We start from the raw sequence: 25,956 nt of genomic DNA, 5'->3' as shown, positions 1-25,956 counted from the left end.
CCCAGCACCGCCCTCGACACTCCTCCCGGAAGGAAGCCGTACTCGTGACCACCCCTGCCGAGCTGCTCGCCCGCCTCACCGCCCCCGGCGCACCCGCCTTCGCCCTGCTGCACCGCCGCACCCCCCGGCACGCCCCGGACACCGTCGAGGTGCTGTTGGGCACCGTCGGCAGCTACGACCGCCTCGCCGACCTGCCGGTCCGCGCCGGCATCCCGTCCGCCGGCCCGGTCCACGACCTGCTCGCCCTCGTCCCGTACCGCCAGATCCGCGAGCGCGGCTTCGAGGCGCACGACGACGGCACCCCGCTACAGGCCCTCTCGGTGACCGAGCAGCACGCCCTGCCGCTGGCCGAGTTCACCGCCGCCCTGCCGCAGCTACCGGTGTCGCTGACCGGCGGCGCCTTCGACGTGGACGACGCGGAGTACGCGGCCATCGTCCGCCGGGTGATCGAGGACGAGATCGGCAACGGCGAGGGCGCCAACTTCGTGATCCGACGCGACTTCCACGCCACGCTGGACGCCCCCGGCGGAGCCGGAAACGGACACTGTTCCCCCGAGCTGGCCCTCTCCCTGTTCCGGCGACTGCTGGACCAGGAGCGCGGCGCGTACTGGACCTTCCTGGTCCACACCGGCGAGCGCGTGCTGGTCGGCGCCTCCCCCGAGGTGCACGTCCGGCAGAGCGGCGGCACCGTCGTGATGAACCCGATCTCCGGCACCTACCGCTATCCGGCCGGCGGCGCCGACCTCGACTCACTGCTCCAGTTCCTGCACGACCCGAAGGAGTTGGAGGAGCTGACCATGGTGGTCGACGAAGAGCTCAAGATGATGTGCACGGTCGGCGACCTCGGCGGCCAGGTGCTCGGGCCCCGACTCAAGGAGATGTCCCACCTCGCCCACACCGAGTACGAGCTGCGCGGGCAGACCTCGATGGACGTCCGCGAGGTGCTGCGCGAGACGATGTTCGCCGCCACCGTCACCGGCAGCCCGGTGCAGAACGCCACCCGGGTGATCAAGCGCTACGAGCCCACCGGGCGCGGCTACTACTCCGGCGCGCTCGCCCTGATCGGCCGCTCCGCCAGCGGCGGGCAGCTGCTGGACTCGCCGATCTGCATCCGCACCGCCGACATCGACCCGGCCACCGGGCAGCTGGTCGTCCGGGTCGGCGCCACCCTGGTGCGCCACTCCGTCCCGGAGTCCGAGGTGGCCGAGACCCACGCCAAGGCCGCCGGGGTGCTCACCGCCATCGGCGCCCGGCCCGCCCCCGTCCGGCTGCCCAGCCCCACCGGGCCCCGGCTCGCCGACGACCACCGGGTGCAGGCCGCGCTCGACGCCCGCCGGGCCGACCTCGCCCCGTTCTGGCTGCGGATGCAGTCGCCGTCCGAGGTCACCGAGGCCGAGCCGACCCTGGTCGTGGACGGCGAGGACACCTTCACCTCGATGCTCGCCCACCTGCTGACCTCGCTCGGCCACCGGGTCACCGTGGTCCGCTTCGACGAGCCGGGCCTGCGCGACCTGGTCGCGGCGCACCGCGGCCCGCTGGTGCTCGGCCCCGGCCCGGGCGACCCGGCGCTCGCCGACGACCCCAAGATGGCGCTGCTGCGCCCGATCGTCGCGGACGCCCTGGCCGCCGTCCGCTCCGGCGCCCGCACCGCGCCGCTGCTCGCGGTCTGCCTCAGCCACCAGCTGCTCTCCGCCGAGCTCGGTCTCGCGCTCGGCCGCAAGGCCGTCCCGTACCAGGGCGCGCAGGAGAGCATCGACCTGTTCGGCAGCAAGCGGACGGTCGGCTTCTACAACACCTTCACCGCGCGCTGCTCGGAGGCCGACGCGGCCCGGCTGGCCGCCGAGGGCATCGAGGTCGCCCGGGACGCCGTCACCGGCGACGTCCACGCCCTGCGCGGCCCCGGCTTCGCCGGCCTGCAGTTCCACCCGGAGTCGGTGCTCACCCGGGACGGCGTGGACATCGTGGCGGCCCTGCTGAAGCAGGCGGCGGCCGTACCGCGCTGAGGAAGTGGAAGGGTCCCGGGCACGCACCGGCCCGGGACCGCTTCACAGCTCCTCGTCCAGCCCCCGCTCGATCGCGTACCGCACCAGCTCCACCCGGTTGTGCAGCTGCAGCTTCCCCAGCGTGTTCTGCACGTGGTTCTGCACCGTCCGGTGCGACAGCACCAGCCGGTCGGCGATCTGCCGGTAGGACAGACCCTTGGCCACCAGCCGCAGCACCTCGGTCTCCCGGGCGGTCAGCTGGGGGACGGCGGGCGCCGAGGCCGGGGCCGGCTCGGCGGCCAGCCGGCGGAACTCGCCCAGCACCAGACCGGCCAGCCCCGGGGTGAACACCGCGTCGCCGACGGCCGTGCGGCGCACCGCGTCCAGCAGTTCGTCCCGCCCGGCCGACTTCACCAGGTACCCGGTCGCGCCGGACTTCACCGCCTCCAGCACGTCCTGGTGCTCACCGCTGGCCGACAGCACCAGCACCCGCACCGCCGGGTCGTGCGCGACCACCTGACGGCACACCTCGACGCCGGGCAGGCCGGGCAGGTTGAGGTCCAGCACGACGACCTGCGGCGAGCAGGCACGGGCCCGGCGCACGGCCTCCTCGCCGTCGCCCGCCGTGGCCACCACGTCCAGCCCGGCCTCGGCCAGGTCGCGGGAGACGGCGTCGCGCCACATCGGGTGGTCGTCCACCACCATCACCCGCACCGGCCGGTCGGTCGTCGGCTGATCGGTCATCAGAAACCTTCCCTCGGAACCCGCAGTTCGACCTCGACGCCCTCCCCGGGCGCCGAGTACAGCTCGGCCGTACCGCCGAGGTCCAGCAGCCGGCCGCGGATGGACTGGGAGACGCCGAGCCGCCCGGCCCGCTCCGCCTCGCCGAGTCGGCCGGGGGCGAAGCCGGGCCCGTCGTCGCGGATGCTGACGGTGACGGCCGCCGACTCGTCCTCCACCAGGATCCAGGCCCGGGTCTGCTCCCCCGCGTGCTTGCGCACGTTGTCCACGGCCGCGCCGACCGCCGCGGCGAGCTCCCGCGCCGCCGGGCCCGGCAGCAGCACCGGGGTGCCCGGGGCCGAGAGCGTGATCCGCTCGTCGGCGTACGGGCGCAGCAGCGCGGTGAGGTCGCACGGCTCGGCGGCGTCGGCCTCCGGCGGGTCCACGGCGCGCTGGGCCGGGAGCGGACCGCCGGTCATCAGCGCCCGCAGCGCGCGCTCCTGCTCGCCGGCGAGCCGGCCCAGCTCGGCGAAGTCCGCGCCGCCGCCGGCACCCTCGCCCAGCTCCGCGCCCCTGCGCTGGACCAGCGCGAGCACCTGCAGCACGCCGTCGTGGATGTCCCGGGAGAGCCGCTCGCGCTCCCGGGTGGCCGCCTCGACCTGGAGCGCCCGAGCCAGGGTGGCCTCGCTGGCGCGGGCCAACTCGATCACGTACCCGATCGCGATCCCGGCCACCAGCAGCAGCACGATGTTGTGGATGTTGTCGCCGGTCGGGCCGCCGTGCCCGAGGATGTTGGCGACCCCGATCACCGAGCCGGTCGCCGCCGCGGGACGCCAGCCGCCCTTGGCGGCGCAGCCGAGCACCGAGCCAGCGGCCCAGATGGTCGGCAGGGTGAGCGCGCCGTGGCTGATCCGGGCCGGGGCGTCGATCATGCCGCTCATCACGATGCCGGTCACGGCCAGGGCGAGGTCGAAGCCCAGCACGAACCAGGTGCAGCGCTGCGGGTTGGCGAAGGCCCGGGTGCTGGCGAGCGTCCAGAGGGTGAGCGCGCCGAGGAAGATCCAGCCGGAGACCGGGTGCAGGAAGTGCAGGTAGGCGTTGAAGTACCGCAGCAGGGCGTAGCAGAGGGCCAGCACCCGGAAGTAGGAGATCGCCTTCCACAGCGGGAGTTCGACGGACATCCCGCCGGCCGCCACCGTGCCGCCGAGTGCTCCGGCTCTCGCGCCCTCCGCCATCCCCAAGCCCTCCCCTGGACCCGACCGGGTCGGTCAGTCCGACCCGGTCCCCTTCTGCTCCGGCTTCCCGGTGTTCTCGCCCTTCTCGGCCTCGGCGGCCTTCTCGGCTTCCGCGGCCTTCTCCGCCTCGGCGGCCTCCGCCTTCTCGGCCTTGGCGGCCGCGCGGCGCTCGGCGTCGGCCTTCTTCTTCTCGTCGGCGATCTGCCGCTTGGCGGCGGTCGCGTAGATGTCCACGTACTCCTGGCCGGAGAGCCGCATGATCTCGTACATCACCTCGTCCGTCACCGAACGGAGGATGAAGCGGTCGTTCTCCATGCCGTGGTAGCGGGAGAAGTCCAGCGGACGGCCGATCCGGATGCCCGGGCGGATGCCGAAGTTCGGGACCACCTGGCCGGGCGGCTGCACCTTCTCGGTGTCGATCATGGCGACCGGGATGACCGGCGCGCCGGTGGCCAGCGCGACGCGGGCCAGACCGCCGACCTTGCCGCGGTAGAGCTTGCCGTCGGGCGAGCGGGTGCCCTCGGGGTAGACGCCGAACAGCTCGCCGCGGTCCAGCACCGCGATGGCGCTGCGGATCGCGGCCTCGCCGGCGCCGCGCACGCCCGAGCGGTCCACCGGCAGCTGGCCGACGCCCTTGAAGAAGGCGGCGGTCAGTCGGCCCTTGAGGCCCGGGGTGTTGAAGTACTCGGCCTTCGCGATGAAGGTGACCCGGCGCTTGATCAGCGCGGGGAAGAAGAAGGAGTCCGAGAAGGACAGGTGGTTGCTCGCGATGATGGCCGCGCCCTCGGTGGGGATGTTCTCCTCACCCTCGATCCACGGCCGGAAGAAGATCCGAAGCAGTGGCGCGACGATCATCTTCATCAGTCGGTAGAACAACCCGGGCCTCCTGTTATGCGGACCGGTCGATCCTAATGCCCCGCGGCCGTCCGCTGTGCCCGGCCCCGCCGAAGGGGGTGTACGTCCCGGCGCGGGGCGTGGGACGATGCGGAAACCCGCAGCTCTCCCGTTCCGCGTCCCCTCCCCCAGCGCCACCAGTCCGCGAAGGAGTCCGCCATGCCGCTGCTGCCCGGTGCCGAACCGTACCGCCACCGCGGCGGACCGGTGGGAGTACTGCTGTGCCACGGCTTCACCGGCTCGCCGCAGTCGCTGCGGCCGTGGGCCGAGGAGCTGGCGGCGGCCGGGTACACCGTCTCGCTGCCGCTGCTGCCGGGGCACGGCACCCGGTGGCAGGACATGCAGGTCACCCGGTGGGAGGACTGGTACGCCGAGGTCGAGCGCGAACTGCTGGCCCTGGCCGGGGAGTGCGAGCAGGTCTTCGTCTGCGCGCTGTCGATGGGCGGCGCGCTGGCGCTGCGGCTGGCCGCGCTGCACGGCCCGGAGGTGGCCGGACTGGTCCTGGTCAACCCGTCGGTGCGCTCGGACAACCCCGCGAGTGTGCTGCTTCCGGTGCTCCGTCACCTCGTCCCGAGCCTGCCCGGGATCGTCGACGACATCCAGAAGCCGGACGTGAGGGAACTCGGCTACGACCGCACCCCGCTGCACGCCGCATGGTCACTGGCCCGACTGTGGCAGGAGGTCCAGCGGCGGCTGCCGCAGGTGACCCAGCCGGTGCTGCTCTTCCACAGTCCGCAGGACCACGTCGTCTCGCCGGCCAACTCGGAACTCGTGCTGGCCCGGATATCCTCGACCGACGTGACGGAGCGGCTGTGCCAGCGCAGCTTCCACGTCGCGACGCTGGACCACGACGCGGCGGAAATATTCTCGGCGAGCCTGGACTTCATCCGACGGCTGGCCCCCGCGCACGCGGCGGGGGCGGGCAGGGCCGAATCCGACGATCACCAGGGCTGAAGGGCCGGAAGTGCACGAGAGCAGCACGGCGGGCGGCGGGGACGAGAAGCCCCGCGAGGACGGCGCGCGGACGGACGGCGCGCCCAAGGACAGCACCGTCCAGGGGGACGGCACCATGGGCGGCCCGACGGGCGGTACGGAGGCGGACGGTACGGAGGCGGACGCAGCCGCGCCCACCGTGCCCGCCGCCGAACCGGACGCCGCCCCGGCCTCCGCGGAGTCCCGCGCGCGCCGCACCCCCGAGCGCAGCCAGGCCGAGCAGGACGCGATCTTCGCCGCGCTGGTGGCCCAGTTCGACGACCCGGTGGACCTCACCAACCCCAACTGGCCCGAGATCGAGAACCTCCGGGCGCAGAACGAGCTCAAGGGCGGCTTCAAGGACGGCGTCGGCCCCGAAGCCGACCCGGACGACCTCGCCGACCTGGCCCCGCAGCCCCGTTCCCGCTCCGGCCGGCCCGTCCTCCCGGCCGCCGCGTCCGGCCCGCGCGACTTCGAGCTGGACGAGGAGACCGACGAGGGCCACTACATCCCGCCGGAGCCCCCGCCGCTGCCCGCCGCCGACGTGACCGCCAAGTTCGCCTGGCTGGCCGTGCTCGGCGGCCCGGCGCTGCTGCTGATCGACGCGGTGGTGTGGCGGGAGATCTCCGGCTGGCCGGCCTGGGTCGGGGTCACCGCCTTCCTCGGCGGCTTCGTCACCCTGGTCGCCCGGATGAAGGACCGCGACGAGGACGAGCCGGAGGACCCGGACCACGGCGCGGTCGTCTGACCTTTCAGCCCTCGGGAAGCTCCAGGAACGCCAGCACCGGCAAGTGGTCGGTCGCGGCCCGCAGGTCGGCCCCGGTGACGCCGGGCAGCCCGTGCGGCACCCCGCAGCCGAGGACGGTGATCCCGGGCGTGGCGAAGACGGCGTCGATCCGCTGGTACGGGTTCTCGGGCACGGAGGTGAACTCCCCGCCCCAGGGCGCGGTCGGGTAGCCGTCCCACAGTCGCGAGGCCAGCAGCCGCCAGCCCGACCCGTCCGGGTGCTCGTTGAAGTCCCCGGCCACGATGCCCTGTTCGGCGACGGCGAGCTGGTCGAGCAGCAGCTCGAACTGCCCGTACCGCTCCTCGGCGTCCAGGCTGAGGTGGCAGCTGGTGACGGTGAACGGCGCCGCGCCGGGCAGCCGCAGCAGTGCGGTGGCGAAGCCGCGCGCGTGCAGGCCGCGGGTCTTGGGCAGCAGCCGGTCGTGCACGCCGAGCACCTCCACCGCGCCGGGCCTGCCGAGCAGCAGCGGCCCCGCGGCGGTGCGGCCGCCCCCGGCCAGCACCACCGTCCCGGTGCTCCGGGCCAGCCGGGCGGCCTGCCCTTCGGGCCGCCAGTAGCGCGGCGATTCCTGGATGCAGACCAGGTCGGGCGCGCAGGCCCGGATGACCCGCACCAGTGCCCGCCGGTCGTCGCGCAGCGAGCGGATGTTGTAGCTGAGCAGGCGCAGCCGGCGCGGGCCGGGCGGCGGCGGTTCGACGGGTGCGGCGGTCATGGTCCCCCCTGTGCGTGCGTCACTGGGTCCGACCGTAATGCGACGACGGCGGCGCGTCCGGGATTGGTCGGGGCCCGGTCGCACCGCCGTCGGCGGGCTTCAGAGAACGGTCAGGCGGTACGGGCGAGGTCCGCCGCGCCGACGATGCCGGCCGCGGAGCCCATCGAGGCGAGCACGACCTCGGCGCGCGGGCGGTGCACGCCGCCGGTCAGGTAGTGCTCGAAGGCCTTGGCGACCGGGTCGAGCAGCAGGCGGCCCGAGTCCGAGACGCCGCCGCCGAGGACGAAGACGCCCGGGTCGAACAGCGCGGCGAGGTCGGCCATGCCGCGGCCCAGCCAGTCGGCCAGCTCGGCGTAGCACTCCAGGGCGAGCGGGTCGCCCGCCTCGGCGGCCTCGGTGATGTGGATGCCGCGGATCGTCTCGGCGACGCCGTCGTTGAGCTCCAGCATCCGCCGGCCGCGCACCGGGTCGGCCGCCGCCTTCTCCCGGCCGTAGCGGCGCAGCGCGCGCCCGGAGCCGTACTGCTCCCAGCAGCCCTTGCCTCCGCAGCCGCACTGCAGGCCGTCCGGGACCATGTTGAGGTGGCCGATCTCGCCGGCCACGCCGAAGCGGCCGCGGTGCAGTCGGCTGTCCAGGACGATGCCGCCGCCGATGCCGGTGCCGACGGTGATCAGCACCATGTCGTGGTGGTCGGCGGCCGCGCCGAAGCGGAACTCGGCCCAGGCGGCGCAGTTGGCGTCGTTCTCGACCACCGTGGACAGGCCGGTGAGCTCCTCGATCCGGCCGCGCAGCGGCTCGTTCTCCCAGTCGATGTTGGGCGCGAAGATCACCGTGGAGCGGTTGCTGTCGACGAAGCCGGGGGCGCCGACGCCGACCGCGGTGACGTCGGGGTGCTGCTCCTTGAGTTCGCGCACGGCCTGCGCGATGGCGTCGACCGCCCACTGCGGGTCGGCCGGGGTGGGCACCCGGGTCCGGGCCAGGATCGCACCCGCATCGTCGACCACGCCTGCCGCGATCTTGGTCCCGCCGACATCGACGCCGATGGTCAGAGCCATGTGTCCCTCAGCTATTCACTCGTTCCCGCCGGACGGAACGGTACCGCCCAACCCTGTCCCCGTACATAGCCTCGCATACATTATCCGAAGACATTTCTGGGACAGCCGGGCCGAGAGACTTCAAAAGTCGTATCTAATCTCCTTCTTCGTGACGTACGAGAGCAGCGCGTTCACGCTGCGCGATTTACGGATTCACTGCTTGGCGGACGTCTCGTCAGCCCCGTCGGGCCCCTCGGCCCCGCCCGGCGCGTCGAGGTCGATCTTCTCCGCCGACGCCCCGTCCCCCGCCGTCCAGCGCCGCTCGTGCCCGGCCACCGCGGCGCGGTAGGCGGCCAGCAGCTCGGCACCCGCGGCGGCGATCCCGGAGCCGGCGGCGGCCAGGTGGGAGTAGACCTCCGGCTGCTGGGAGCGCAGGCGGTCGGCCAGCCCGGAAAGGGTGATCAGGGTGGTGGCGCTGGTCTCCTGCGCCTTCTCGCCGAGGGCGGTGGCGAACCGGCGCACCTCGTCCACCAGCGGGCCCAGCTCGGGCCCGAAGGGGTGGGACTGCCCGTCGGCCGACTCGGTGCGGTCGGCGCCGGGCTCGGTGCGGTCGTCGGTGCTGGTCATCGCGGGCGCCTCCTCGGCCGTGGCCGCACCCCGCGGCCCTCGGGCCCGACGCTACCGGACGGCCCCGCGCCCGAAGAAAAGTCGGAAGACCCGTCAGCCGTGCGGCCAGAGCGAAGGATCGGGTGCGAACCGCACCGAGAGCAGCCCCTCGTGCAGCCCGGCCCCGGCCACCGTGCAGCGGCGCAGCGCGGAGGGCAGGGCGAGCACCCGGCGGTGGGCGCCGAGGCCGACCACCAGGTCGTCGCCCCGGCGGACCAGGTCGAGTTCGGCGCGGTCGGCGCCGGGCAGGTCGAGGTGCCAGACCAGCAGGCCCTCCTCGGCGAGCCGGTCCTCGACCGTCCAGGGCACCGGGTCGAGCCGCTCGGGGCCGGGCCCGTCCCCGTACAGGTGGTCGGCGACCGCCTCCAGGGTGCCCTCGGCCTGGCTGGAGACCAGCACCGGGGCGTCGGTGTCGGCGGTGAGCCGGTCCAGCTCCTCCTGGCGGCGGCGGGCCAGTGCGGCCAGCCAGGGGTCGGGCGAGGCGAGGGCGGCCGGTGGCAGGGCGCCGTGCACGACGACGGCGTCCGGCCGGTGCCCGTGCAGCGCGAGCCCGGCCCGGATCCGGCGCAGCTCCCCGTACGGGTGGCCGTCGGCCGGGACGACCAGGCGCACGCTGGTGCCGGGGTCGTCGATCGCGGCGCGGGACTCGGCGAGCGCCGCGGCGGCCTTGGCGCGTCCCCCGTACAGCCACTCGGCGGGCATCGGGACGCCGGCCAGCCCGGCCAGCAGCGGGCGCAGCGCCCGGGCGGCCTGCCGCTGCTCGGGGACCAGCCGGTCCAGGTAGCGGGTCAGCTGCTCGGGCAGGGCGAGGGTGGCGATCAGCTCGGCGGGCGGCGGGGCGAGCACCACCAGGACGTCCTGGTCGGCGGCCGGCAGGGCGCGCAGCAGGGCGAGCCTGGCGATGCCGGGGAGGGCGGTCAGCTCCTCGGGGTCGAGCTGTTCGGCGCCGAGCAGGTCGAGGGCGGGCTTGAGCCGGCCGGTCAGCTCGCCGACGGCGTAGCGGAAGGCGGCCTGCTCGTCGATCCGGGAGACGGTCAGGCCCGGTGCGTAGCGCAGCGGTTCGGGTTCCAGTCGGGTGCCGAGGACGGAGTCCAGGGCGCGGTGCGGGTCGTCGGCGGCAAGCAGCCAGGTGCGGTGGCCGCGCCCGGCGGCGTGCAGGGCGGTGGCGGCGGCCACGGTGGGCGCGCCCGCGTCGCCGCTGACCAGGATGGTGCGCGTCGCCGTCATGCCGTCAGGCCCCGTTCCGCCGTGTCAGCCCTCGTCAGCCCTCGACGCGCTTCTTCAGACCGGCCAGCGCGCGGTCGATGATGACCTTCTCGGCCTTGCGCTTGATCATGCCGAGCATCGGGATCTTGACGTCCACGGCGAGCTGGTAGGTGACCTCGGTGCGGCCGCCGGCCAGCGCGGCGAGGGTGTAGGAGCCGTCCAGCGAGCGGAGCATCTGGCTGCGGACGAGGGTCCAGCCGACCTCGCGGTCGCCGTCCCAGGTGTAGGCGAGGACGTGCTCGTCGCGGATGGCGCCGGCGTCCAGCAGCAGCCGGACCTTGGCGGCGCGGCCGTCCTCACCGGTCTCCAGGACGTCGATCTCCTTGACCTCACCGGTCCAGGCCGGGTAGGCGGCGAAGTCGGCGATCACGGCCATGACCGTGGCCGGGGTCGCGTCGATGGTGATGCTCGACCTGGTGTGCTCCGCCATGGAATGGCCCTCCGTGTCGTCCCTCTGGCTGCCGGTCCGGTCGGGGCGCGCTCGACCCGATCCGCCCGGAGCAGGCTATCGCGACCGACGATCCACCCGGCCGCACGGGCACCGGCGCCGGGCGGTGCGGGCCGGGCGGCGGGGCATGCCACCGACCGGTCACCCGGGCCCTGCCGTAGGGTGCCAGTCGAACGACCCGGTCACCGCCTGGTCCGACCCGGCCGGGTGTGACACTTCGAACACCGGGGCCGACCCCCTGGTCGAAGCTGCCTACCGGGCAGTAACGTCCTGCCGTCCCGCAGCGTCGCGAACGAGGAGCAGTCTTGCTCGACTTCAGCCTTCCGGCCCTCTATCAGGTACCGAGCGGCGGTAACCTCTCCGACCCTGTGCACCGGAACGCCGAGGAGCACCCGGACGTCGCGGTGCTCAGCCGGAAGGTGGACGGCCGCTGGCAGGAGTTGACCGCGGTCCAGTTCCTCGCCGAGGTGCACGCAGCCGCGAAGGGCCTGATCGCCTCGGGCATCGAGCCGGGTGACCGGGTGGGCATCATGTCCCGCACCCGCTACGAGTGGACGCTGCTGGACTTCGCGATCTGGACGGCCGGCGCGATCACGGTGCCGGTGTACGAGACCTCCTCCGCCGAGCAGGTCGAGTGGATCCTCGGCGACTCGGGCGCGGTCGCCGTCCTCACCGAGACCGACCAGCACCACAAGGTGGTCGAGGAGGTCCGCGACCGGCTGCCGGAGCTGAAGCACCTCTGGCAGATCGAGGGCGGCGCGCTCGCCGCGCTGGCCGAGGCGGGCAAGGACGTCCCGGACGCGACGGTCCAGGAGCGCTGCTCGATCGCCGGCCCCGACTCGGTCGCCACCATCGTCTACACCTCGGGCACCACCGGCCGCCCGAAGGGCTGCCAGCTGACGCACGGCAACTTCCTCGCCGAGTGCGGCAACATCGTCGAGCGGCTGGCCCCGCTGTTCCGCACCGGCGAGAGCTCCATCCTGCTCTTCCTGCCGCTGGCCCACGTGCTCGCCCGGATCGCCGAGATCTGCCCGGCGATGGCGCCGATCAAGCTCGGACACGTCTCCGACATCAAGGACGTCACCGCCGAGCTGGCCGCCTTCAAGCCGACCATGATCCTGGGCGTGCCCAGAGTCTTCGAGAAGGTCTACAACACCGCCCGCGCCAAGGCCCAGGCCGACGGCAAGGGCAAGATCTTCGACAAGGCCGCCGAGACCGCGATCGCCTACAGCCGGGCGCTGGACACCGGCGGTGCGGGCCTGGTCCTGCGGCTCAAGCACGCGCTCTTCGACAAGCTGGTCTACAGCAAGCTGCGCGCGGCCCTCGGCGGCCGGGCCACCCACGCCCTCTCCGGCGGGGCTCCGCTCGGCGAGCGCCTGGGCCACTTCTACCGGGGCATCGGCTTCACCGTCCTGGAGGGCTACGGCCTGACCGAGACCTGCGCGGCCACCACCTTCAACCCGTGGGACAAGCCGAAGATCGGTACGGTCGGCCAGCCGGTGCCCGGTGCCTCGGTCCGGGTCGCCGAGGACGGCGAGGTGTTCTTCAAGGGCCCGCACGTCTTCACCGGCTACTGGAACAACCCGCAGGCCACCGCCGACACCCTCAAGGACGGCTGGATCGCCACCGGCGACCTCGGCTCGCTGGACTCCGAGGGCTACCTGACCATCACCGGCCGCAAGAAGGAGATCATCGTCACCGCGGGCGGCAAGAACGTCGCCCCGGCCGTGATCGAGGACCGGATCCGGGCCCACGCCCTGGTCGGCGAGGTCATGGTGGTCGGCGACCGCAAGCCCTTCATCGCCTGTCTGATCACCGTCGACTCGGACTTCTTCCCCAAGTGGAAGGAGCTCAACGGCAAGCCCGCCGCCGCCACCGTCGCCGAGCTCGCCGACGACCCGGACCTGCTGGCCGCCCTGCAGTCCGCGGTGGACGACGGCAACGCGGCCGTCTCGCACGCCGAGGCGGTCAAGAAGTTCCGCCTGCTGGACACCGAGTTCTCCGAGGAGAGCGGCTACCTGACGCCCTCGCTCAAGCTCAAGCGCAACGTCGTGCTGAAGGACTTCGCCGCCGAGATCGAGGCGCTCTACAAGAAGTAGGCACAGCGGGAAACAAGCAGACGCGGGGGGGGGGGAGGAGGAGGGGGGGGGTTTCTTCCCTTGTTTGGCGGAAGGGGTGGGACCGGCACCCACGGACTACTGCCTGGTCAGCCGATGGCTCAGCTGTTGGTGAAGATCAGGCAGGTCAGGATGAGACAGGTGTACTGGCAGCCGCTGCCGTGGCCGGTCAGCTCGACGGACTCGGTCTCCGGCAGGTCCTGCAGCGCCGCGAGGTCGGTCTCAAAGTCCACCATGTTCTCCATGATCGGGTCCTCCCCTTGGGTTCACGCCCGCCGCGATCTGCCTGCGGGCGTCGGGTGTTGCCCCCGGGTGGCCTCCATCCGCCGCACCGGGGGTGGTGCCCCGGACCGCTGTGGGTCCGGGAGTCTGTGGGAAGCCGGGATCAGCCCGGCATCGGGGTCGGTCCTGGGCCGGGATCAGCCCGGCCGGCCGGTCCGCAGGAAGCCGGCCAGCAGCTCGTGCAGCACGGCGGCGCCCTCCTCGGCGAGCACCTCGTGCCCGGATCCGGCCGCCTCGACATACCGGAAGTCCGCGCCCTCGACCCGGCCGATCCGCAGCAACTCGTGCCGCAGTGACCGGGATTGGCTGACCGGTACGACCTCGTCCCGGTTGCCGTGCACCACCAGCAGCGGTGCGCTCAGCCGGTGCGCCAGCTGTAGGACGTCGCGCGGGCCGCGGGCGTCGGCGATCGGCTCGCCGCCGCCCAGCCGGGTGGTCAACGCCCGTACGGGTGGCGCCGCTTCGGCCAGCAGTCGGGCGCCGGACAGGAACGGCGCGACCACCGCGCAGCGGGCGACCTGCTCGGCCGGCGCGTGCGCGGCCGCCAGCAGCGCCAGGAACGCGCCGTAGCTGACGCCGAACAGCGCGGGCGGTTCCAGGCCGAGTGCCGCGCGCTGGCCGGCGATGCCGTCCAGCAGGTACAGCACGTCGTCCAGGTCGGGTCCGCCCCAGGCGCCCCGGATGGCCAGCGCGTGCGGCACCCCGTAGCCGGTGGAGCCCCGTTGGTTGGGCGCGACCACCGCCAGGCCTTCGGCGGCCATCCGTTGCAGCGCCGGGTCGAACTCCAGCCGCCAGGCGTCCGCCGGGCCGCCGTGCAGCGCCAGCACCAGGTGCGGGCTGCTCAGCCAGGCGTCCCCGCCGTACACCACCGCCTCCAACGGGCCTGCCGGGCCGGCGAGTTCGAGGCTCTGCGCGGGCTGCCAGCGGCCGCCTTCGCCGGGCGGCGTGCTGCCGTCGAGGCGCCAGCCGACGGGCGGGGTGCGGGCGGCGCGCAGCCCGCCGGGCTGCCAGGGCAGTACGGTGTCCCGCCACGGGCCGGGCAACCCCGAACCCAGCGGCGCGAGTTGGAGCGGCAGCGGCATGGGGCTGGAACCGGCCGGGACCGGGCCGTGTGCCAGCAGTGCGTCCACGTCCAGGGTGGCCAGTGCCGTCGGGTGGTCGGGCGAGGAGTAGGGGAGCCGCAGCCCCGCCTCGCTCCAGTGCCCGACCGCGCCGAGCCGCCCGGGCGGCACCGGCAGCGGGTCCAGCCGGCCGACGCCGGGCCGCCACAGGGCTAGCGCCGACCCGGCGCCGTGGTCGATCTGTACGGCTACCCGGGGGCCGTCCGCCGCCTGCCGCAGCGCGACCGGCCGCAGGAACATGCCCGCGACGTGCAGACATTCCGGGAACCGCAGTGGTTCGCCGCCGCCCAGCACGCCCCAGCCGAGCCGGTCGGTGCCTGGCGCGTCGCTGCGCACCATCGCGAAGCGGGTGTCCGGGTCGAACAGCACCAGCCGGTCGTTGCTGTGCTCGCCGATCTCCAGCAGCGGGGTGGTGGTCCCGCTGCGCAGGTCCAGTACGACGGTGCGGACCAGTCCGCCGGCCACCCGGTCCAGTGCGAGCAGTACGCCAGCGCGGTCCAGCCAGACGCCGCCGCCGTGCAGGCCGGGGATCTCGGCGAGCTGCTCGGGCTCGCTGCCGTCCGCCCGGACCAGCCAGACGGTGGTCGCCGGACGGGTGTCCGTGCCGAGCGCGAGCGCCACCGGGGTGCGCGGGACGGCGTCGGGCGGCACCGGGAGCGGGAGCAGGCGTAGCCCGGGCATCCGGAGCGTGGCCAACTGCTGTTCCACGGCGGCGTTTTCACCTGGCAAGCCGGACGGGCCGGACCGGCCGGACGGGTCTGACGCGCCGGACGATCCGTGCGAGAGGCGGACCAGGTCGTGCCGCTCGCCGTCGTGCCGGCAGATCAGTGCCGAGCCGTCGGGCAGTGCGACCAGCTGTGAGCGCAGGTTCTCCGAGCGGTTGCCGGACAGCGGCAGTGCGGTCGGCGCGGCCGGTTCGCCGTTCGACGGAAGTCGCCAACTCTCCACGTACCAGCCGCTGTCGGCGGCCGCGGCGAGGCAGGCCGCGTGGCTGCCGTCGGCGGCGAAGGCGAAGCTGAGGCGCCGCAGGGCCCGGGTGGTGGTGCGGGTGGCCACGTTCATGCCTCGCTCACCCCGCCTGTGTCGGAGGGGAGTCGGCGTTCCACGGGCGGGACCGGATCGAGCCAGAGCCGCGGGCCGCTGTGGCGCAGCCGGAGCAGGAAGGCCAGCGGGCCCGCGGTGCCGGTGCCGTAGGCGGTGGCGCAGCCGGTACCGGTCTCGTCGGGGAGCGTCAGCAGGCCGTTGCGCAGGGCGGCTCGGGAGGCGATCAGCTGTCCCAACTCCAGTGCTCCGGTGTGGAATTCGGGATCGCCGGTGGCCTCGGCGAGGTCCAGCAGGTACTCGCCGTCGCCGGCCAGCCCGTGGCAGGCGCTCACCCCGCTGTGCCAGCGGCCGGCCAGTACGGCCCGCCCGGCGGCGTGGGCGAGGTCGAGGGGGGCGCGCTCGCCGGTGGCCCGCCAGAGCCGGAGCAGGAAGCTGCCCGCGCCGGAGGAGCCGCTGCACCAGTGGGAGAGCCGGATGTGGTCGGGGTCGGCCGCGCTCTGCGGCCACCAGGCGGTCCGTCGGTCGGAGCCCCACCGCACGGTCGCGGCTAGCGTCCGCCCGGCGTCGACGGCGGCAGCCAGAGCGTCGGAGGCGAGAGGGCCGTCGCGCAGGCCATCGACGGCGAGAGCTTCGGCGACGGCGAGGAGGAAGGCGCCCACGCCCGCCACCCCGTGCGCGAAGCCGAGATGGGTGATCCCCGCGAGCGCCGAGTCGAAGTCCGCCGGCACCGGCCAGACCGTGCCGTACGGCTCCTGCTGCGCGGCGGCGAGCAGGGTTCGGGCGCAGCCGGCGGCCCGGGAAAGGAAGTCGTCGTTGAGGTTCTCGCTGAAGTCCTCGCCGAAGTTCTCGGCAGCGAACCGCAGTTGGGCGAAGCCCGCGCCTGCCGCGCCGTGGCACACGTCGGGGTTGGGCCACTCGACGGCGACCCGGTGGGCGAGCGTGGCGGCCCGCTCGGCCAACTCGGCGTCGCCGAGTGCGCGGGCGGCGTCCAGCAGCGCCCACGCGGTGCCCGACCGCCCGAAGTGCAACCCGGGCAGCACCACCGGTTCGGCCGCGACGCGCCGCTCGATCCAGCTCGCGGCGGTACGGGCCGTGCGCGCGGCCTGCGCCCGGACGTCCTCCGGCAGCCCGTCGGCCGTCACGGCCCGCGCCAGGACGGCGAGTACGCCGGCCGCGCCGTGCTGGACGTTGCACGGGTCCGTCCGCTCCCCGGCGGGGACGACGGGCCAGAGCCGGTCGGCCCGCTCGGGCGTCGCGGTGGCGGCGAGGTGCCGCAGGCCGTCGCACAGCAGTCGGTCGAGCGGCGGGCCGTCGCCGCGCCGCGCGGCGGTGCCCGTGCTCTGCCGGGCGGCGGCCGCATGCCACAGCGGACTGACGGTGACCGAAGCGGCGCCGCCCAGCTCCGCCCGAGCCCTCGCCACCCCCCACCGCTGCCCCGGTTCCTCTGCGCGCAGCCCCAGCACCACCGGCGCCAGCCGTCGCGCCGTCGCACCCGTGCGGGCGGCGAGGGCGAGCCATCGCCCGAGGCACTCGGCGACCGGACGGGCCTGCGGCAGGTCCTCCGGCAGCAGCGGGTCGTGCCCGGTCGCGAGCAGGAAGAACAGCCCGCCGAGCGCGTACAGGTCGACGGCCGGATCGGCGATGCAGGAGCCGGCCAGGGCCAGTCGCCCCTGCTCCGGGGCCCGGTAGCCGGGGGTGCCGGCCGATCCGGCCAGGTGGCCGGTCTCGGCGGCGAGTTCGAGGTCGACCAGCCGCAGGCCGCCGTCCGGGCGGACCATCACATTGCCGGGAGAGAAGTCGCGCAGCACCAGCCCCTGGGCGTGCACCCGCTCGACCAGGTCGAGCAGCCCGTGCACCACCGGCTCGGCCTCGGCCCAGTCCACGTCCGGGCTGCCGTCGTGGCGCAGCCGGGTGGCGACCCAGGCGCCCAACGGCTGTCCGGCGATTCGTTCCTGCACCAGGAAGACGGAGTCGTCCTGCTCGATCAGTTCGACAGCGCGCGGCGCCAGCTCCTGCCCGTCCAGGCGGGCGAGCAACGCGGCCTCGTGCCGCAGCGCGTCGCGGGCGTCCGTCCCGGCGCGGTCGACCTCGATGTGCGCACGGGCCTGCTTGACCACGACCTCCGCGCCGCCGACCGCCTCCCGCCCGAGGAACACGCCCCCCTTCGCACCGTGCCGCACGGCGGCGGTCACCGCGTACCGCCCGGCCAGCAGTACTCCGCCCTTGCGCCGCCCGACAGCGGGAGAGGAGAACGGGTCCCGCACCCACCCCGGCGCCCGGTACGACCCCCCGCGCACGTCCTCGGCCCGCTCCCCGCCGGGCCCGCGCAACACGGAGCGGTACTCCCCGTCGTTGCCCAGCTCCGCCCGTGACGCGAACGCGCCGTACCGGTAGTGCACCCGGCTGCCCGGCCGGTACGGCCGGTCCGACAGCACCACCGGCCCCGGCAGCCCGGCCGTGACCCGGTCCAGCTCGGCCGCCAGCCGCTGGAACTGCGCATCGTCCGCCGGGTAGACGGTGATGAACTTGCCCGCCGAGCCCCGGTCGCTGTTACGGGAGTTGAGCTCGCGCAGGCGCTCCTCCCCGGCGGCGAACTTGAAGTCGCACGGGTCGGCGGCGAGCACCCGCACCACCGCCGCGAGCACCTCCCCGCCCACCACCGACGCCGCGCTGACGTGGAGCTTCCAGCCCTGCGTCGGTAAGGGCGATGACGCGGACGGCCTGGCCGTGCACCAGAAGCCGCCGACGGTGACGTCCCAGTCGCCGTCGCCTCCTCGGCCTGCGGCACCGGTCAGTGCCGCCCGCGTCGTCTCCGGCCACGAACCGGCCGCACCCGGCCCGTGCCCCGCCGACCCCCGGCCCCCGGCCGTACGCAGCGATGTGCCCGCCCCCATTCGCCACCACATCCCTTCGTCTCGACCGCCGTGTCCGGGTGCCACTGCTCGGCACCAGGACGCGGTGGCACGGCCTGATCGGTTTCCTCGGAAGGAGCGGGAGCGCCGCTCCGGCGCGGGAGTCCTCGCCCGGACCTCCGACCCACCGGTCGGGGCTACTGCCGGGGCAACTCCCGTTCGCAGGACTGAAGTTAGTTTCGAGAAAACCGGCGGCTCAACGCAGAGCCGGGTCACTTCACTCATAAGGGTGATCCAGGAGCGGTTTCGAATTCGTACGAGAACCCTGCTGTGAGTATCGGGCGCCGGGCGTACGGGAGCGCGCGGCCCGCGCGGGGCGCTTCCGACGCCTCCGCCGCAGGTTGACGCGCATCCGTACGCCCGCGGCACCGGCGTCCGAACACCCCGGGCTCCGGCGTCCGAACACCCCGGGTACCTACGCCCGGGCGCCCGGGGGCGCCGCCCCCCGAACGGCCGAGGCCCGACCGCCCCCGCGCGCACGGTAGTCTCGACAGGTGCCGAATCTGTCCGACGTCATCACCGCGCTCGAAGAGGTCTACCCCCCGCAGTGGGCGGAGTCCTGGGACGCCGTCGGCCTGGTCTGCGGAGACCCTCAGGCCGAGGTCAGCCGCGTGCTGTTCGCCGTCGACCCCGTCCAGGCGGTCGTCGACGAGGCCGTGGAGTGGGGCGCAGACCTCGTCGTCACCCACCACCCCCTCTACCTGCGCGGCACCACCAGCGTCGCCGCCACCACCTTCAAGGGCCGGGTGGTGCACACGCTGATCACCAACGGCATCGCGCTGCACGTCGCCCACACCAACGCCGACCACGCCGACCCCGGCGTCTCGGACGCGCTCGCCGAGGCGGTCGGCCTGCGGGTCACCGGCCCGCTGGTGCCGGACCCGACCGACCCGCTGGGCCGCCGGGGCACCGGCAGGATCGGCCTGCTGGAGCCCCCGCTGCCCCTGTCCGCCTTCGCCGCGCAGGTCGCCGCGGGCCTGCCCGCCACCGCCGCCGGGGTCCGTGTCTCCGGCGACCCGAACCGGCTGGTCAGCCGGGTCGCGGTGTGCGGCGGCTCGGGCGACAGCCTCTTCGCCGACGTACGGGCGGCCGGCGTGGACGCCTACGTGACCGCCGACCTGCGCCACCACCCGGCGTCCGAGGCCGCCGAGGCCGCGCCCGTCGCGCTGATCGACGCCGCCCACTGGGCCACCGAGTGGCCCTGGCTCGCGCTGGCCGAGCGCGCCCTGCGGGGCGCCGCCGACGAGCGCGGCTGGGCCCTGGAGACCAAGGTCTCCCACCGGGTCACCGACCCGTGGACCGCGCACGCCCCCATGTCCTTCACCGCCTGACCCGATTCACAGGAGCTTTCCGCTTGAACGCCGCGCCCGCTGACCAGATCCGCCTGCTCGACCTCCAGGCCTTCGACTCGAAGCTCGACCAGCTGGCCCACCGGCGCCGGAGCCTGCCGGAGCACGCCGAGATCGAGAAGGCCACCGCCGACCACACCGCCCTCAAGGACCTCGTCGTCGCCGCCGAGGCCCAGAAGGGCGACACCGCCCGCGAGCTGACCAAGGCCGAGCAGGACGTCGAGCAGGTCCGCTCCCGCGCCGCCCGCAACCAGCAGCGCCTGGACTCCGGCGCGATCACCTCGCCGAGGGACCTGGAGAACCTCCAGCACGAGATCGGCTCGCTGGCCAAGCGCCAGGGCGACCTGGAGGAGGTCGTGCTGGAGATCATGGAGCGCCAGGAGACCGCCAAGGCCCGGGTCGAGGAGCTGAGCGCCCGCCTGGAGCACTCCACCGTCGTCCTCACCGAGGCTGAGGGCCGCCGCGACGCCGCCTTCGCCGAGATCGACGGCGAGGCCGAGAAGGTCAAGCGCGACCGCGAGACCGTGGCCGCCGTCATCCCCGCCGACCTGCTGAAGGTCTACACCAAGCTGCGTGAGACCCAGGGCGGCGTCGGCGCGGCCCGTCTCTACCAGCGTCGCTGCGAGGGCTGCCGCACCGAGTTCTCGATCACCGAGCTGAACGCCATCAAGGCCGAGCCGGCCGACAAGGTCGTCCGCTGCGAGAACTGCTCGCGGATCCTGGTCCGCACCGCCGACTCGGGCGTCTGAGCCGGTGACGGCGCGCTTCATCGTCGAGGCCGACGGCGGGTCCCGGGGCAACCCGGGGCCGGCCGGTTACGGCGCGGTGGTCCGGGACGGCGACACCGGGCAGCTCGTCGCGGAAGCCGCCGAGTTCATCGGCCACGCCACCAACAACGTGGCCGAGTACCGGGGCCTGATCGCCGGCCTCAAGGCGGCCCGCGAGCTCGACCCGGACGCCTCGGTGGACGTCCGGATGGACTCCAAGCTGGTCGTCGAGCAGATGTCCGGACGCTGGAAGATCAAGCACCCCGACATGCAGCCGCTCGCCGCCGAGGCGCGCACGGTCTTCCCGCGCGGCCGGGTCACCTACACCTGGATCCCGCGCGAGCGGAACAAGGACGCCGACCGGCTGGCCAACGAGGCCATGGACGCCGGCCAGGCGGGCCGTCGGTGGGAGCCGAAGGCCAAGGCCGTGGTCGCCGACGAGCCGCCACTGGAGACCCCCGCCCCGAAGGCCGGCTGGGCCGCCCCCGCCGACCTCGGCACCCCCACCACCTTCGTCCTGCTGCGCCACGGCGAGACCCCGCTCACCCCGGAGAAGCGCTTCTCCGGCAGCGGCGGCACCGACCCGGAGCTCTCCGACAAGGGCCGCTGGCAGGCCGAACGGGCCGCCGAGGCGCTGGCCGCGCGCGGCAGCATCCAGGCGGTCGTCGCCTCCCCGATGCGCCGCACCCGGCAGACCGCCGAGACCGTCGCCGCCCGGCTCGGCCTGGAGGTCCGGCTCGAGGACGGGCTGCGCGAGGTCGACTTCGGTGACTGGGAGGGCCTGACCTTCGCGGAGGTCCAGGAGCGGTACCCGGACGACCTGTCGGCCTGGCTCGGCTCCGCCAAGGCCAAGCCGACCGGCAGCGGCGAGAGCTTCACCACGCTCACCCACCGGGCCGGCGTCGCCCGGGACAAGATCCTCGCCCGGTACGCGGGGAAGACCGTGCTGGTGGTCTCGCACGTCAGCCCGATCAAGACCCTGGTCCGGCTGGCGCTCGGCGCCCCGCCGGACTCGATGTACCGGATGGAGCTGTCCGCCGCCTCGATCTGCGCCGTCCAGTACTACGCGGACGGCAACGCCTCGCTGCGGCTGCTCAACGACACCTCGCACCTGCGCTGACGTCGGTGGGTGGGCGGGCCCCCGGGCCCGCCCACGCGCTCAGTGCACGTCCGTGACCACCACGTCCAGCTGCCACGGCTTGCGCGCCGTGCCCTCCGCCGCCAGCTCGACCCGGTGGCCCAGCCCCAGCAGCGCGTCCATCAGCTCGCCCGGCGTCTTCGGCTCGGCCCCGGCGACCAGCAGGTCCCGCACCAGCCGGCCCTTGGTCGCCTTGTTGAAGTGGCTGACCACCGTGCGCTTGCCGCCCCGCTCCTGCAGTACCCGGACGGTCGCGGTCCGGGCGGCCACCTCGCCGGCAGGCTTCCAGGCCGCCGCGTACGCGGAGCTGCGCAGGTCCAGCACCAGCCCGTCCGCCACCTCCGGCAGCACCGGGGCCATCGCGCCCCGCCAGTACGCGCCGAGCGCCCCCAGGCCGGGGAGTTTCACGCCCATCGAGCAGCGGTAGGACGGGATCCGGTCCGAGATCCGCACCGCGCCCCACAGCCCGGAGAACACCAGCAGCGAACGCTCGGCCCGGCCGTACGCGGCGGCGTCCAGGGTGGCCAGGCCCAGGTTGTCGAACAGCACCCCGGTGTACACCTCGGCCGCCGGACGGGCCCCCGCCGTCGGCAGGCCCGCGTTCTTGGCGATCTCGCCGCGCAGGCCGGGGGTGAGGCCCAGCACCTCGGCGGCGGTGTCCTCGTCACCCCGGCAGAGGCCGACCAGCGCGTCCAGCACCGCACCGCGTGCCGCCGTCAGCCCCGGCAGCGACAGCCGGTCGAGCGCGACCGGCTCGCCGTCCCCGGACCCGGCCTTGCCCTCCGAGGGTGGCAACAGCACCAGCACAGCGGACTCCTCAACAGTTTGTGGCGGACGAACCCCGCCACCCTACTGCGGCCGACGTCCGGCAACTCGGTGGGCTTCATGAGCGTTCACCGCTACGGTGAGTGGCGGAGGAGAGGGAATCCCCTGATCCCGCTCTACCCTGGCGTCCATGCCTCGCCGAAAACTGCGCGTCAAGGCCGCCGACTCCGCCCGGATCAACACCGAGCTGACCGAGCTCCGCACCCATCTGGAGATCCACACCGAGTGGCCGGAGGCGGTGCTCGCCGAGGCGGAGGAGGCGGCCGAGCGGCCCTGGCTGCCGGAGTACGACGCCACCGAGCTGCCGCTGTTCACCGTCGACCCGCCGGGCTCCCGGGACCTCGACCAGGCGATGCACCTCAGCCACCGTCCGGGCGGCGGCTACCGGGTGCACTACGCGATCGCCGACGTCGCCGCCTTCGTCCGCCCCGGCGGGGCGATCGACGTGGAGGCCCGGCGCCGGGTCGAGACGCTGTACTTCCCGGACCACCGCGTCCCGCTGCACCCCGCCCGGATCTCCGAGGACGCCGCCAGCCTGCTGCCCGGCGAGCCGCGTCCCGCCCTGCTCTGGCAGCTGGACCTGGACGCCGACGGCGCCGTCGTCCTGGCGGACGTCCGCCGCGCCGTGGTCCGCTCGCACCGCCGCCTGGACTACGCCGCCGTCCAGCGCGCCGTGGACCTCGGCGGCGCCGACGAGCCGCTCGCCCTGCTCGCCACCGTCGGCCGGCTGCGCGAGGAGCAGGAGCGCGTCCGGGGCGGGGTCAGCCTGCCGGTGCCCGAGCAGGAGGTCGAGGAGACCCTGCACGGCTACGTCCTCGGCTACCGCGCGCCGAGCCCCGCCGACGGCTGGAACGCGCAGATCTCGCTGCTCACCGGCATGGCCGCGGCCGAACTGATGCTGGACGCCGGCGTCGGCCTGCTGCGCACCCTGCCGGCCGCGCCCGCCGCAGCGTACGAGCGGTTGCGCCGGATCGCCGCCGCGCTGGACGTGGACTGGCCGCAGGCGCTCCCGTACCCGGAGCTGATCCGCTCGCTCGACCCGGAAGTGCCGCTGAACGCCGCCTTCCTCAACGCCTGCACCGGGCTGCTGCGCGGCGCCGGCTACCACGCCTTCGACGAGTCCCGCGGCCTGCCCGCCCCCGCCGAGCCGGGCCACGCCGCGCTGGCCGCCCCGTACGCGCACTGCACCGCGCCGCTGCGCCGGCTCGGCGACCGCTTCGCGCAGGAGGTGTGCGCGGCGGTGGCGGCGGGGGAGGACGTGCCGGACTGGGCACGGGAGGCGTTGCCGGCCGTACCGGCGCTGATGGCGAGCGGGGACCGCCGGGCGGCCGAGGTGGAACGGGCCTGCGTGGATCTGGTGGAGGCGGAGCTGCTGGTCGGCCGGGAGGGCGAGGACTTCTCCGCGGTGGTCATCGAGGTCGACGGGAAGCGCCCCGGCTCCGGCACCGTCCAGCTGCGCGAACCCGCCGTCCGGGCCCGCTGTGACCGCACCGGCCCAGCCGGTGGCGCAGGCGGACCAGGCGGAGCCGACCACGCGGACGGCACCGCCGACGGGCGACCGCTCCCGCTCGGCCGGGTGATCGACGTCCGCCTGACCAGGGCCGACCCGGCCACCCGGACGGTCCGCTTCGCCGCCGTCTGAGCGGCCACCCCCCCACACGGTCGCGGTCCGCGAACCGCGGAGCCCGCCACCCGGAAGGTCCGGTTCGTGCCCCCGCGCCCGCCTCGGGGGTGGGAGGATCGGTCCGTGTCCCACGCCGCCTCACTCGACGCCCCCGACTCCGGGCGACGCCGCCGCCTGCTCGTCCTCGCGATCTGCTGCATGAGCCTGTTCATCGTCGGCCTCGACAACACCGTGGTGAACATCGCCCTGCCGGCGATCCAGAAGGACCTGGACGCCCCGGCCTCCGGACTGCAGTGGATCATCGACGCCTACACCCTGGTGCTGGCCTCGCTGCTGATGCTGTTCGGTTCGGTGGCCGACCGCTTCGGCCGCCGCCGGGTGTTCCAGATCGGGCTGACCTGCTTCGCGCTCGGCTCGCTGCTGTGCAGCCTGGCGCCCGGCCTGGAGTGGCTGGTGGTGTTCCGGGCGGTGCAGGCGGTGGGCGGCTCGATGCTCAACCCGGTGGCGATGTCGATCATCACCAACACCTTCACCGACCCGAAGGAGCGGGCCCGGGCGATCGGCGTCTGGGGCGGCGTGGTCGGCATCTCGATGGCGCTCGGCCCGTTGCTGGGCGGCTTCCTGGTGGACGGCGCCGGCTGGCCCTCGATCTTCCTGATCAACGTCCCGGTGGCGCTGGCCGCCATACTGCTGACCGTCCGCTACGTCCCCGAGTCGCGCGCGCCGAGGCCGCGTCGGCTGGACCCGGTGGGCCAGCTGCTGATGATCGTCCTGCTGGGCTGCGGGACCGCCGCGATCATCGAGGGCCCTGACAACGGCTGGACCTCCCCGCTGATCCTCGCCCTGGCCGCCACGGCGGTGGCCGCGCTGGTCGCCTTCCCGCTCTGGGAGCGGCGGGTGGCCGAGCCGCTGGTGGACCCGCGGTTCTTCGCCAGCGCCCCGTTCACCGGCGCCACCGTCACCGCGGTCTGCGCCTTCGCCGCGCTCGGCGGCTTCCTCTTCCTCAACACCCTCTACCTGCAGGACGTCCGGCACTACGCTCCGGTCGTGGCGGGCCTGTGGACGCTGCCGATGGCCGGGATGATGCTGGTCTGCGCGCCGCTGTCCGGACGGATCGTCAGCAGCCGGGGTCCGCGCCTGCCGCTGGCCGTGGCCGGGCTCTGCCTCGCCGCGAGCGGCCTGCTGCTCACCCGACTGTCCGCCGGCTCGCCGCCGGCGCTGCTGCTGGTCGCGTACGCGCTGTTCGGCTTCGGCTTCGGCATGGTGAACCCGCCGATCACCAACGCGGCGGTCTCCGGCATGCCGCGCGCCCAGGCGGGCGTGGCCGCGGCGGTAGCCTCGACCAGCCGGCAGGTCGGCCAGTCGCTGGGTGTGGCGGTGATCGGCACGGTCGTCACCTCGGCCGTGGTCGGCCCGGTGGCCACCGGCTTCGCCCCGGCCAGCCACGCCGGTTGGTGGATCGTGGTCGGCCTGGGTGCCGTGATCCTCGCCCTCGGGCTGCTCGCCACCACCGCCTGGGCCACCGGCACCGCCGCCCGGGTGGCCGCCCGCCTCGGCGCCGAGCCGCCCGCGGTCCGGTCCGGTGTACGGGAGGCCCCGCCCGAGCGGCTACGATGACCACTACGGCGGAAGAGCCGGCCGGGCGGTCGCGACGGGTCCCTGACCCGCCGAGGAACGTCCGGGCTCCACAGAGCAGGGTGGTGGGTAACGCCCACCCGGGGTGACCCGCGGGACAGTGCCACAGAAAGCAGACCGCCCACCGCTACGGCGCGTGGGTAAGGGTGAAACGGTGGTGTAAGAGACCACCAGCGACCGGGGTGACCCGGCCGGCTAGGTAAACCCCACCTGGAGCAAGGTCAAGATCGGTGCCCTCGGGCACCGTGCGCGGACGTCTGAAGGCTGCTCGCCCGAGTCCGCGGGTGGACCGCACGAGGCTGTCGGCAACGGCAGCCCTAGATGGATGGCCGCCTCCCCGGGCCGCGTGAGCAACCCGGGAGACAGAACCCGGCGTACAGGCCGACTCTTCCGCCCCTGAACATCCGAAGGCCCTCCGGCCCGCGC

At 74.3% G+C, this 25,956-nt stretch carries 21 protein-coding genes and 1 other RNA gene; 10 read left to right on the top strand and 12 right to left on the bottom strand.

Annotated elements, in window-relative coordinates; genetic code table 11:
• The first annotated feature begins 44 nt into the window (after nucleotides 1-44).
• Nucleotides 45-2,003 (top strand): anthranilate synthase family protein, encoded by a 1,959-nt coding sequence (locus tag ACFQ87_RS05525; RefSeq protein ID WP_380609266.1) that lies wholly within the window; start codon nucleotides 45-47, stop codon nucleotides 2,001-2,003.
• A gap of 42 nt (nucleotides 2,004-2,045) precedes the next feature.
• Here the strand turns inward: ACFQ87_RS05525 and ACFQ87_RS05520 are convergent, their stop codons facing one another.
• Genes ACFQ87_RS05520 through ACFQ87_RS05510 form a run of 3 tightly spaced genes read right to left on the bottom strand, consistent with a single transcriptional unit; the run spans nucleotide 2,046 to nucleotide 4,813 of the window.
• A complete protein-coding gene (locus ACFQ87_RS05520) occupies nucleotides 2,046-2,726 on the bottom strand; it encodes a response regulator (protein WP_380609265.1) in 681 nt (226 codons plus the stop codon).
• On the bottom strand, nucleotides 2,726-3,937 hold the full coding sequence (gene macS, locus ACFQ87_RS05515) for a MacS family sensor histidine kinase (RefSeq protein ID WP_380609264.1): 1,212 nt from the start codon (nucleotides 3,935-3,937) through the stop codon (nucleotides 2,726-2,728). The genes ACFQ87_RS05520 and macS overlap by 1 nt, the downstream gene beginning before the upstream one ends.
• A 33-nt stretch (nucleotides 3,938-3,970) precedes the next feature.
• On the bottom strand, nucleotides 3,971-4,813 hold the full coding sequence (locus tag ACFQ87_RS05510) for a lysophospholipid acyltransferase family protein (RefSeq protein WP_380609263.1): 843 nt from the start codon (nucleotides 4,811-4,813) through the stop codon (nucleotides 3,971-3,973).
• A gap of 177 nt (nucleotides 4,814-4,990) precedes the next feature.
• Here ACFQ87_RS05510 and ACFQ87_RS05505 point away from each other — a divergent pair, with 177 nt between their 5' ends.
• Both ACFQ87_RS05505 and ACFQ87_RS05500 read left to right on the top strand, forming a co-directional pair.
• The gene (locus ACFQ87_RS05505; RefSeq protein ID WP_380609262.1) at nucleotides 4,991-5,785 is read left to right on the top strand and encodes an alpha/beta hydrolase; all 795 of its coding nucleotides are present in this window, start codon (nucleotides 4,991-4,993) and stop codon (nucleotides 5,783-5,785) included.
• A gap of 10 nt (nucleotides 5,786-5,795) precedes the next feature.
• A complete protein-coding gene (locus ACFQ87_RS05500) occupies nucleotides 5,796-6,551 on the top strand; it encodes a hypothetical protein (RefSeq protein ID WP_380609261.1) in 756 nt (251 codons plus the stop codon).
• 4 nt (nucleotides 6,552-6,555) lie between these two features.
• Here the strand turns inward: ACFQ87_RS05500 and ACFQ87_RS05495 are convergent, their stop codons facing one another.
• The 5 genes from ACFQ87_RS05495 to ACFQ87_RS05475 form a co-directional block, all read right to left on the bottom strand.
• Nucleotides 6,556-7,302 carry an endonuclease/exonuclease/phosphatase family protein gene (locus ACFQ87_RS05495; protein ID WP_380609260.1) on the bottom strand — a complete coding sequence of 249 codons (747 nt, stop codon included), beginning with the start codon at nucleotides 7,300-7,302 and terminating at the stop codon, nucleotides 6,556-6,558.
• 110 nt (nucleotides 7,303-7,412) lie between these two features.
• The gene (locus ACFQ87_RS05490; protein WP_380609259.1) at nucleotides 7,413-8,357 is read right to left on the bottom strand and encodes an ROK family glucokinase; all 945 of its coding nucleotides are present in this window, start codon (nucleotides 8,355-8,357) and stop codon (nucleotides 7,413-7,415) included.
• Between the two features lie 192 nt (nucleotides 8,358-8,549).
• Complete coding sequence (locus ACFQ87_RS05485) at nucleotides 8,550-8,963, bottom strand: DUF5304 family protein (protein WP_380609258.1); 414 nt, start codon at nucleotides 8,961-8,963, stop codon at nucleotides 8,550-8,552.
• Nucleotides 8,964-9,056: 93 nt separating this feature from the next.
• Nucleotides 9,057-10,229: an ArsA family ATPase gene (locus ACFQ87_RS05480; protein ID WP_380609257.1), complete on the bottom strand. Its 1,173-nt coding sequence runs from the start codon at nucleotides 10,227-10,229 to the stop codon at nucleotides 9,057-9,059.
• 34 nt (nucleotides 10,230-10,263) lie between these two features.
• Nucleotides 10,264-10,698, bottom strand: a complete 435-nt coding sequence (locus ACFQ87_RS05475; RefSeq protein ID WP_380609256.1) for an SRPBCC family protein — start codon at nucleotides 10,696-10,698, stop codon at nucleotides 10,264-10,266.
• Nucleotides 10,699-11,021: 323 nt separating this feature from the next.
• On the opposite strand from ACFQ87_RS05475, the gene ACFQ87_RS05470 reads away from it, so the two are divergent.
• Nucleotides 11,022-12,815: an AMP-dependent synthetase/ligase gene (locus ACFQ87_RS05470; RefSeq protein ID WP_380609255.1), complete on the top strand. Its 1,794-nt coding sequence runs from the start codon at nucleotides 11,022-11,024 to the stop codon at nucleotides 12,813-12,815.
• A 119-nt stretch (nucleotides 12,816-12,934) separates the two neighbouring features.
• On the opposite strand, the gene ACFQ87_RS05465 is transcribed toward ACFQ87_RS05470, so the two are convergent.
• The 3 genes from ACFQ87_RS05465 to lanL all read right to left on the bottom strand — a co-directional run bounded on the left by ACFQ87_RS05465 (nucleotide 12,935) and on the right by lanL (nucleotide 18,174).
• The gene (locus ACFQ87_RS05465) at nucleotides 12,935-13,078 is read right to left on the bottom strand and encodes a VenA family class IV lanthipeptide (RefSeq protein WP_157882160.1); all 144 of its coding nucleotides are present in this window, start codon (nucleotides 13,076-13,078) and stop codon (nucleotides 12,935-12,937) included.
• 174 nt (nucleotides 13,079-13,252) lie between these two features.
• Nucleotides 13,253-15,298 carry an alpha/beta fold hydrolase gene (locus tag ACFQ87_RS05460; protein WP_380609254.1) on the bottom strand — a complete coding sequence of 682 codons (2,046 nt, stop codon included), beginning with the start codon at nucleotides 15,296-15,298 and terminating at the stop codon, nucleotides 13,253-13,255.
• Nucleotides 15,295-18,174 carry a class IV lanthionine synthetase LanL gene (gene lanL / locus ACFQ87_RS05455; RefSeq protein WP_380609253.1) on the bottom strand — a complete coding sequence of 960 codons (2,880 nt, stop codon included), beginning with the start codon at nucleotides 18,172-18,174 and terminating at the stop codon, nucleotides 15,295-15,297. Before lanL ends, ACFQ87_RS05460 begins: the two co-directional genes overlap by 4 nt.
• Nucleotides 18,175-18,686: 512 nt before the next feature.
• Here lanL and ACFQ87_RS05450 point away from each other — a divergent pair.
• From ACFQ87_RS05450 to ACFQ87_RS05440, 3 genes are read left to right on the top strand one after another with little or no spacing between them, the layout of a single operon-like run.
• Complete coding sequence (locus ACFQ87_RS05450; RefSeq protein WP_380609252.1) at nucleotides 18,687-19,523, top strand: Nif3-like dinuclear metal center hexameric protein; 837 nt, start codon at nucleotides 18,687-18,689, stop codon at nucleotides 19,521-19,523.
• Between the two features lie 23 nt (nucleotides 19,524-19,546).
• A complete protein-coding gene (locus ACFQ87_RS05445; RefSeq protein ID WP_380609251.1) occupies nucleotides 19,547-20,290 on the top strand; it encodes a zinc ribbon domain-containing protein in 744 nt (247 codons plus the stop codon).
• A 4-nt stretch (nucleotides 20,291-20,294) separates the two neighbouring features.
• A complete protein-coding gene (locus tag ACFQ87_RS05440) occupies nucleotides 20,295-21,428 on the top strand; it encodes a bifunctional RNase H/acid phosphatase (RefSeq protein WP_380609250.1) in 1,134 nt (377 codons plus the stop codon).
• Between the two features lie 39 nt (nucleotides 21,429-21,467).
• On the opposite strand, the gene yaaA is transcribed toward ACFQ87_RS05440, so the two are convergent.
• The gene (yaaA, locus tag ACFQ87_RS05435) at nucleotides 21,468-22,253 is read right to left on the bottom strand and encodes a peroxide stress protein YaaA (RefSeq protein ID WP_380609249.1); all 786 of its coding nucleotides are present in this window, start codon (nucleotides 22,251-22,253) and stop codon (nucleotides 21,468-21,470) included.
• 148 nt (nucleotides 22,254-22,401) lie between these two features.
• Here yaaA and ACFQ87_RS05430 point away from each other — a divergent pair, with 148 nt between their 5' ends.
• From ACFQ87_RS05430 to rnpB, 3 genes are all read left to right on the top strand, one after another.
• A complete protein-coding gene (locus ACFQ87_RS05430) occupies nucleotides 22,402-23,913 on the top strand; it encodes an RNB domain-containing ribonuclease (protein ID WP_380609248.1) in 1,512 nt (503 codons plus the stop codon).
• Between the two features lie 105 nt (nucleotides 23,914-24,018).
• The gene (locus ACFQ87_RS05425) at nucleotides 24,019-25,512 is read left to right on the top strand and encodes an MFS transporter (RefSeq protein WP_380609247.1); all 1,494 of its coding nucleotides are present in this window, start codon (nucleotides 24,019-24,021) and stop codon (nucleotides 25,510-25,512) included.
• Nucleotides 25,513-25,525: 13 nt separating this feature from the next.
• Nucleotides 25,526-25,923: RNase P RNA component class A (gene rnpB, locus ACFQ87_RS05420), an RNA gene on the top strand.
• Nucleotides 25,924-25,956 lie beyond the last annotated feature (33 nt).

Origin of the sequence: Kitasatospora sp. NPDC056531 (assembly GCF_042794375.1) — a bacterium.
Classification (GTDB): domain Bacteria; phylum Actinomycetota; class Actinomycetes; order Streptomycetales; family Streptomycetaceae; genus Kitasatospora.
This window is presented reverse-complemented; position numbering and strand designations above follow the sequence as displayed.

Bases quoted from the DNA above. Each gene is read 5' to 3' on its own strand.
- ACFQ87_RS05460 (WP_380609254.1), bottom strand. From the start codon at position 15,298: ATGAACGTGGCCACCCGCACCACCACCCGGGCCCTGCGGCGCCTCAGC.
- ACFQ87_RS05475 (WP_380609256.1), bottom strand. From the start codon at position 10,698: ATGGCGGAGCACACCAGGTCGAGCATCACCATCGACGCGACCCCGGCC.
- ACFQ87_RS05495 (WP_380609260.1), bottom strand. From the start codon at position 7,302: ATGACCGCCGCACCCGTCGAACCGCCGCCGCCCGGCCCGCGCCGGCTG.
- ACFQ87_RS05505 (WP_380609262.1), top strand. From the start codon at position 4,991: ATGCCGCTGCTGCCCGGTGCCGAACCGTACCGCCACCGCGGCGGACCG.
- macS (WP_380609264.1), bottom strand. From the start codon at position 3,937: ATGGCGGAGGGCGCGAGAGCCGGAGCACTCGGCGGCACGGTGGCGGCC.
- ACFQ87_RS05465 (WP_157882160.1), bottom strand. From the start codon at position 13,078: ATGGAGAACATGGTGGACTTTGAGACCGACCTCGCGGCGCTGCAGGAC.
- ACFQ87_RS05490 (WP_380609259.1), bottom strand. From the start codon at position 8,357: ATGGCTCTGACCATCGGCGTCGATGTCGGCGGGACCAAGATCGCGGCA.
- ACFQ87_RS05485 (WP_380609258.1), bottom strand. From the start codon at position 8,963: ATGACCAGCACCGACGACCGCACCGAGCCCGGCGCCGACCGCACCGAG.
- ACFQ87_RS05520 (WP_380609265.1), bottom strand. From the start codon at position 2,726: ATGACCGATCAGCCGACGACCGACCGGCCGGTGCGGGTGATGGTGGTG.
- ACFQ87_RS05480 (WP_380609257.1), bottom strand. From the start codon at position 10,229: ATGACGGCGACGCGCACCATCCTGGTCAGCGGCGACGCGGGCGCGCCC.
- ACFQ87_RS05430 (WP_380609248.1), top strand. From the start codon at position 22,402: ATGCCTCGCCGAAAACTGCGCGTCAAGGCCGCCGACTCCGCCCGGATC.
- lanL (WP_380609253.1), bottom strand. From the start codon at position 18,174: ATGGGGGCGGGCACATCGCTGCGTACGGCCGGGGGCCGGGGGTCGGCG.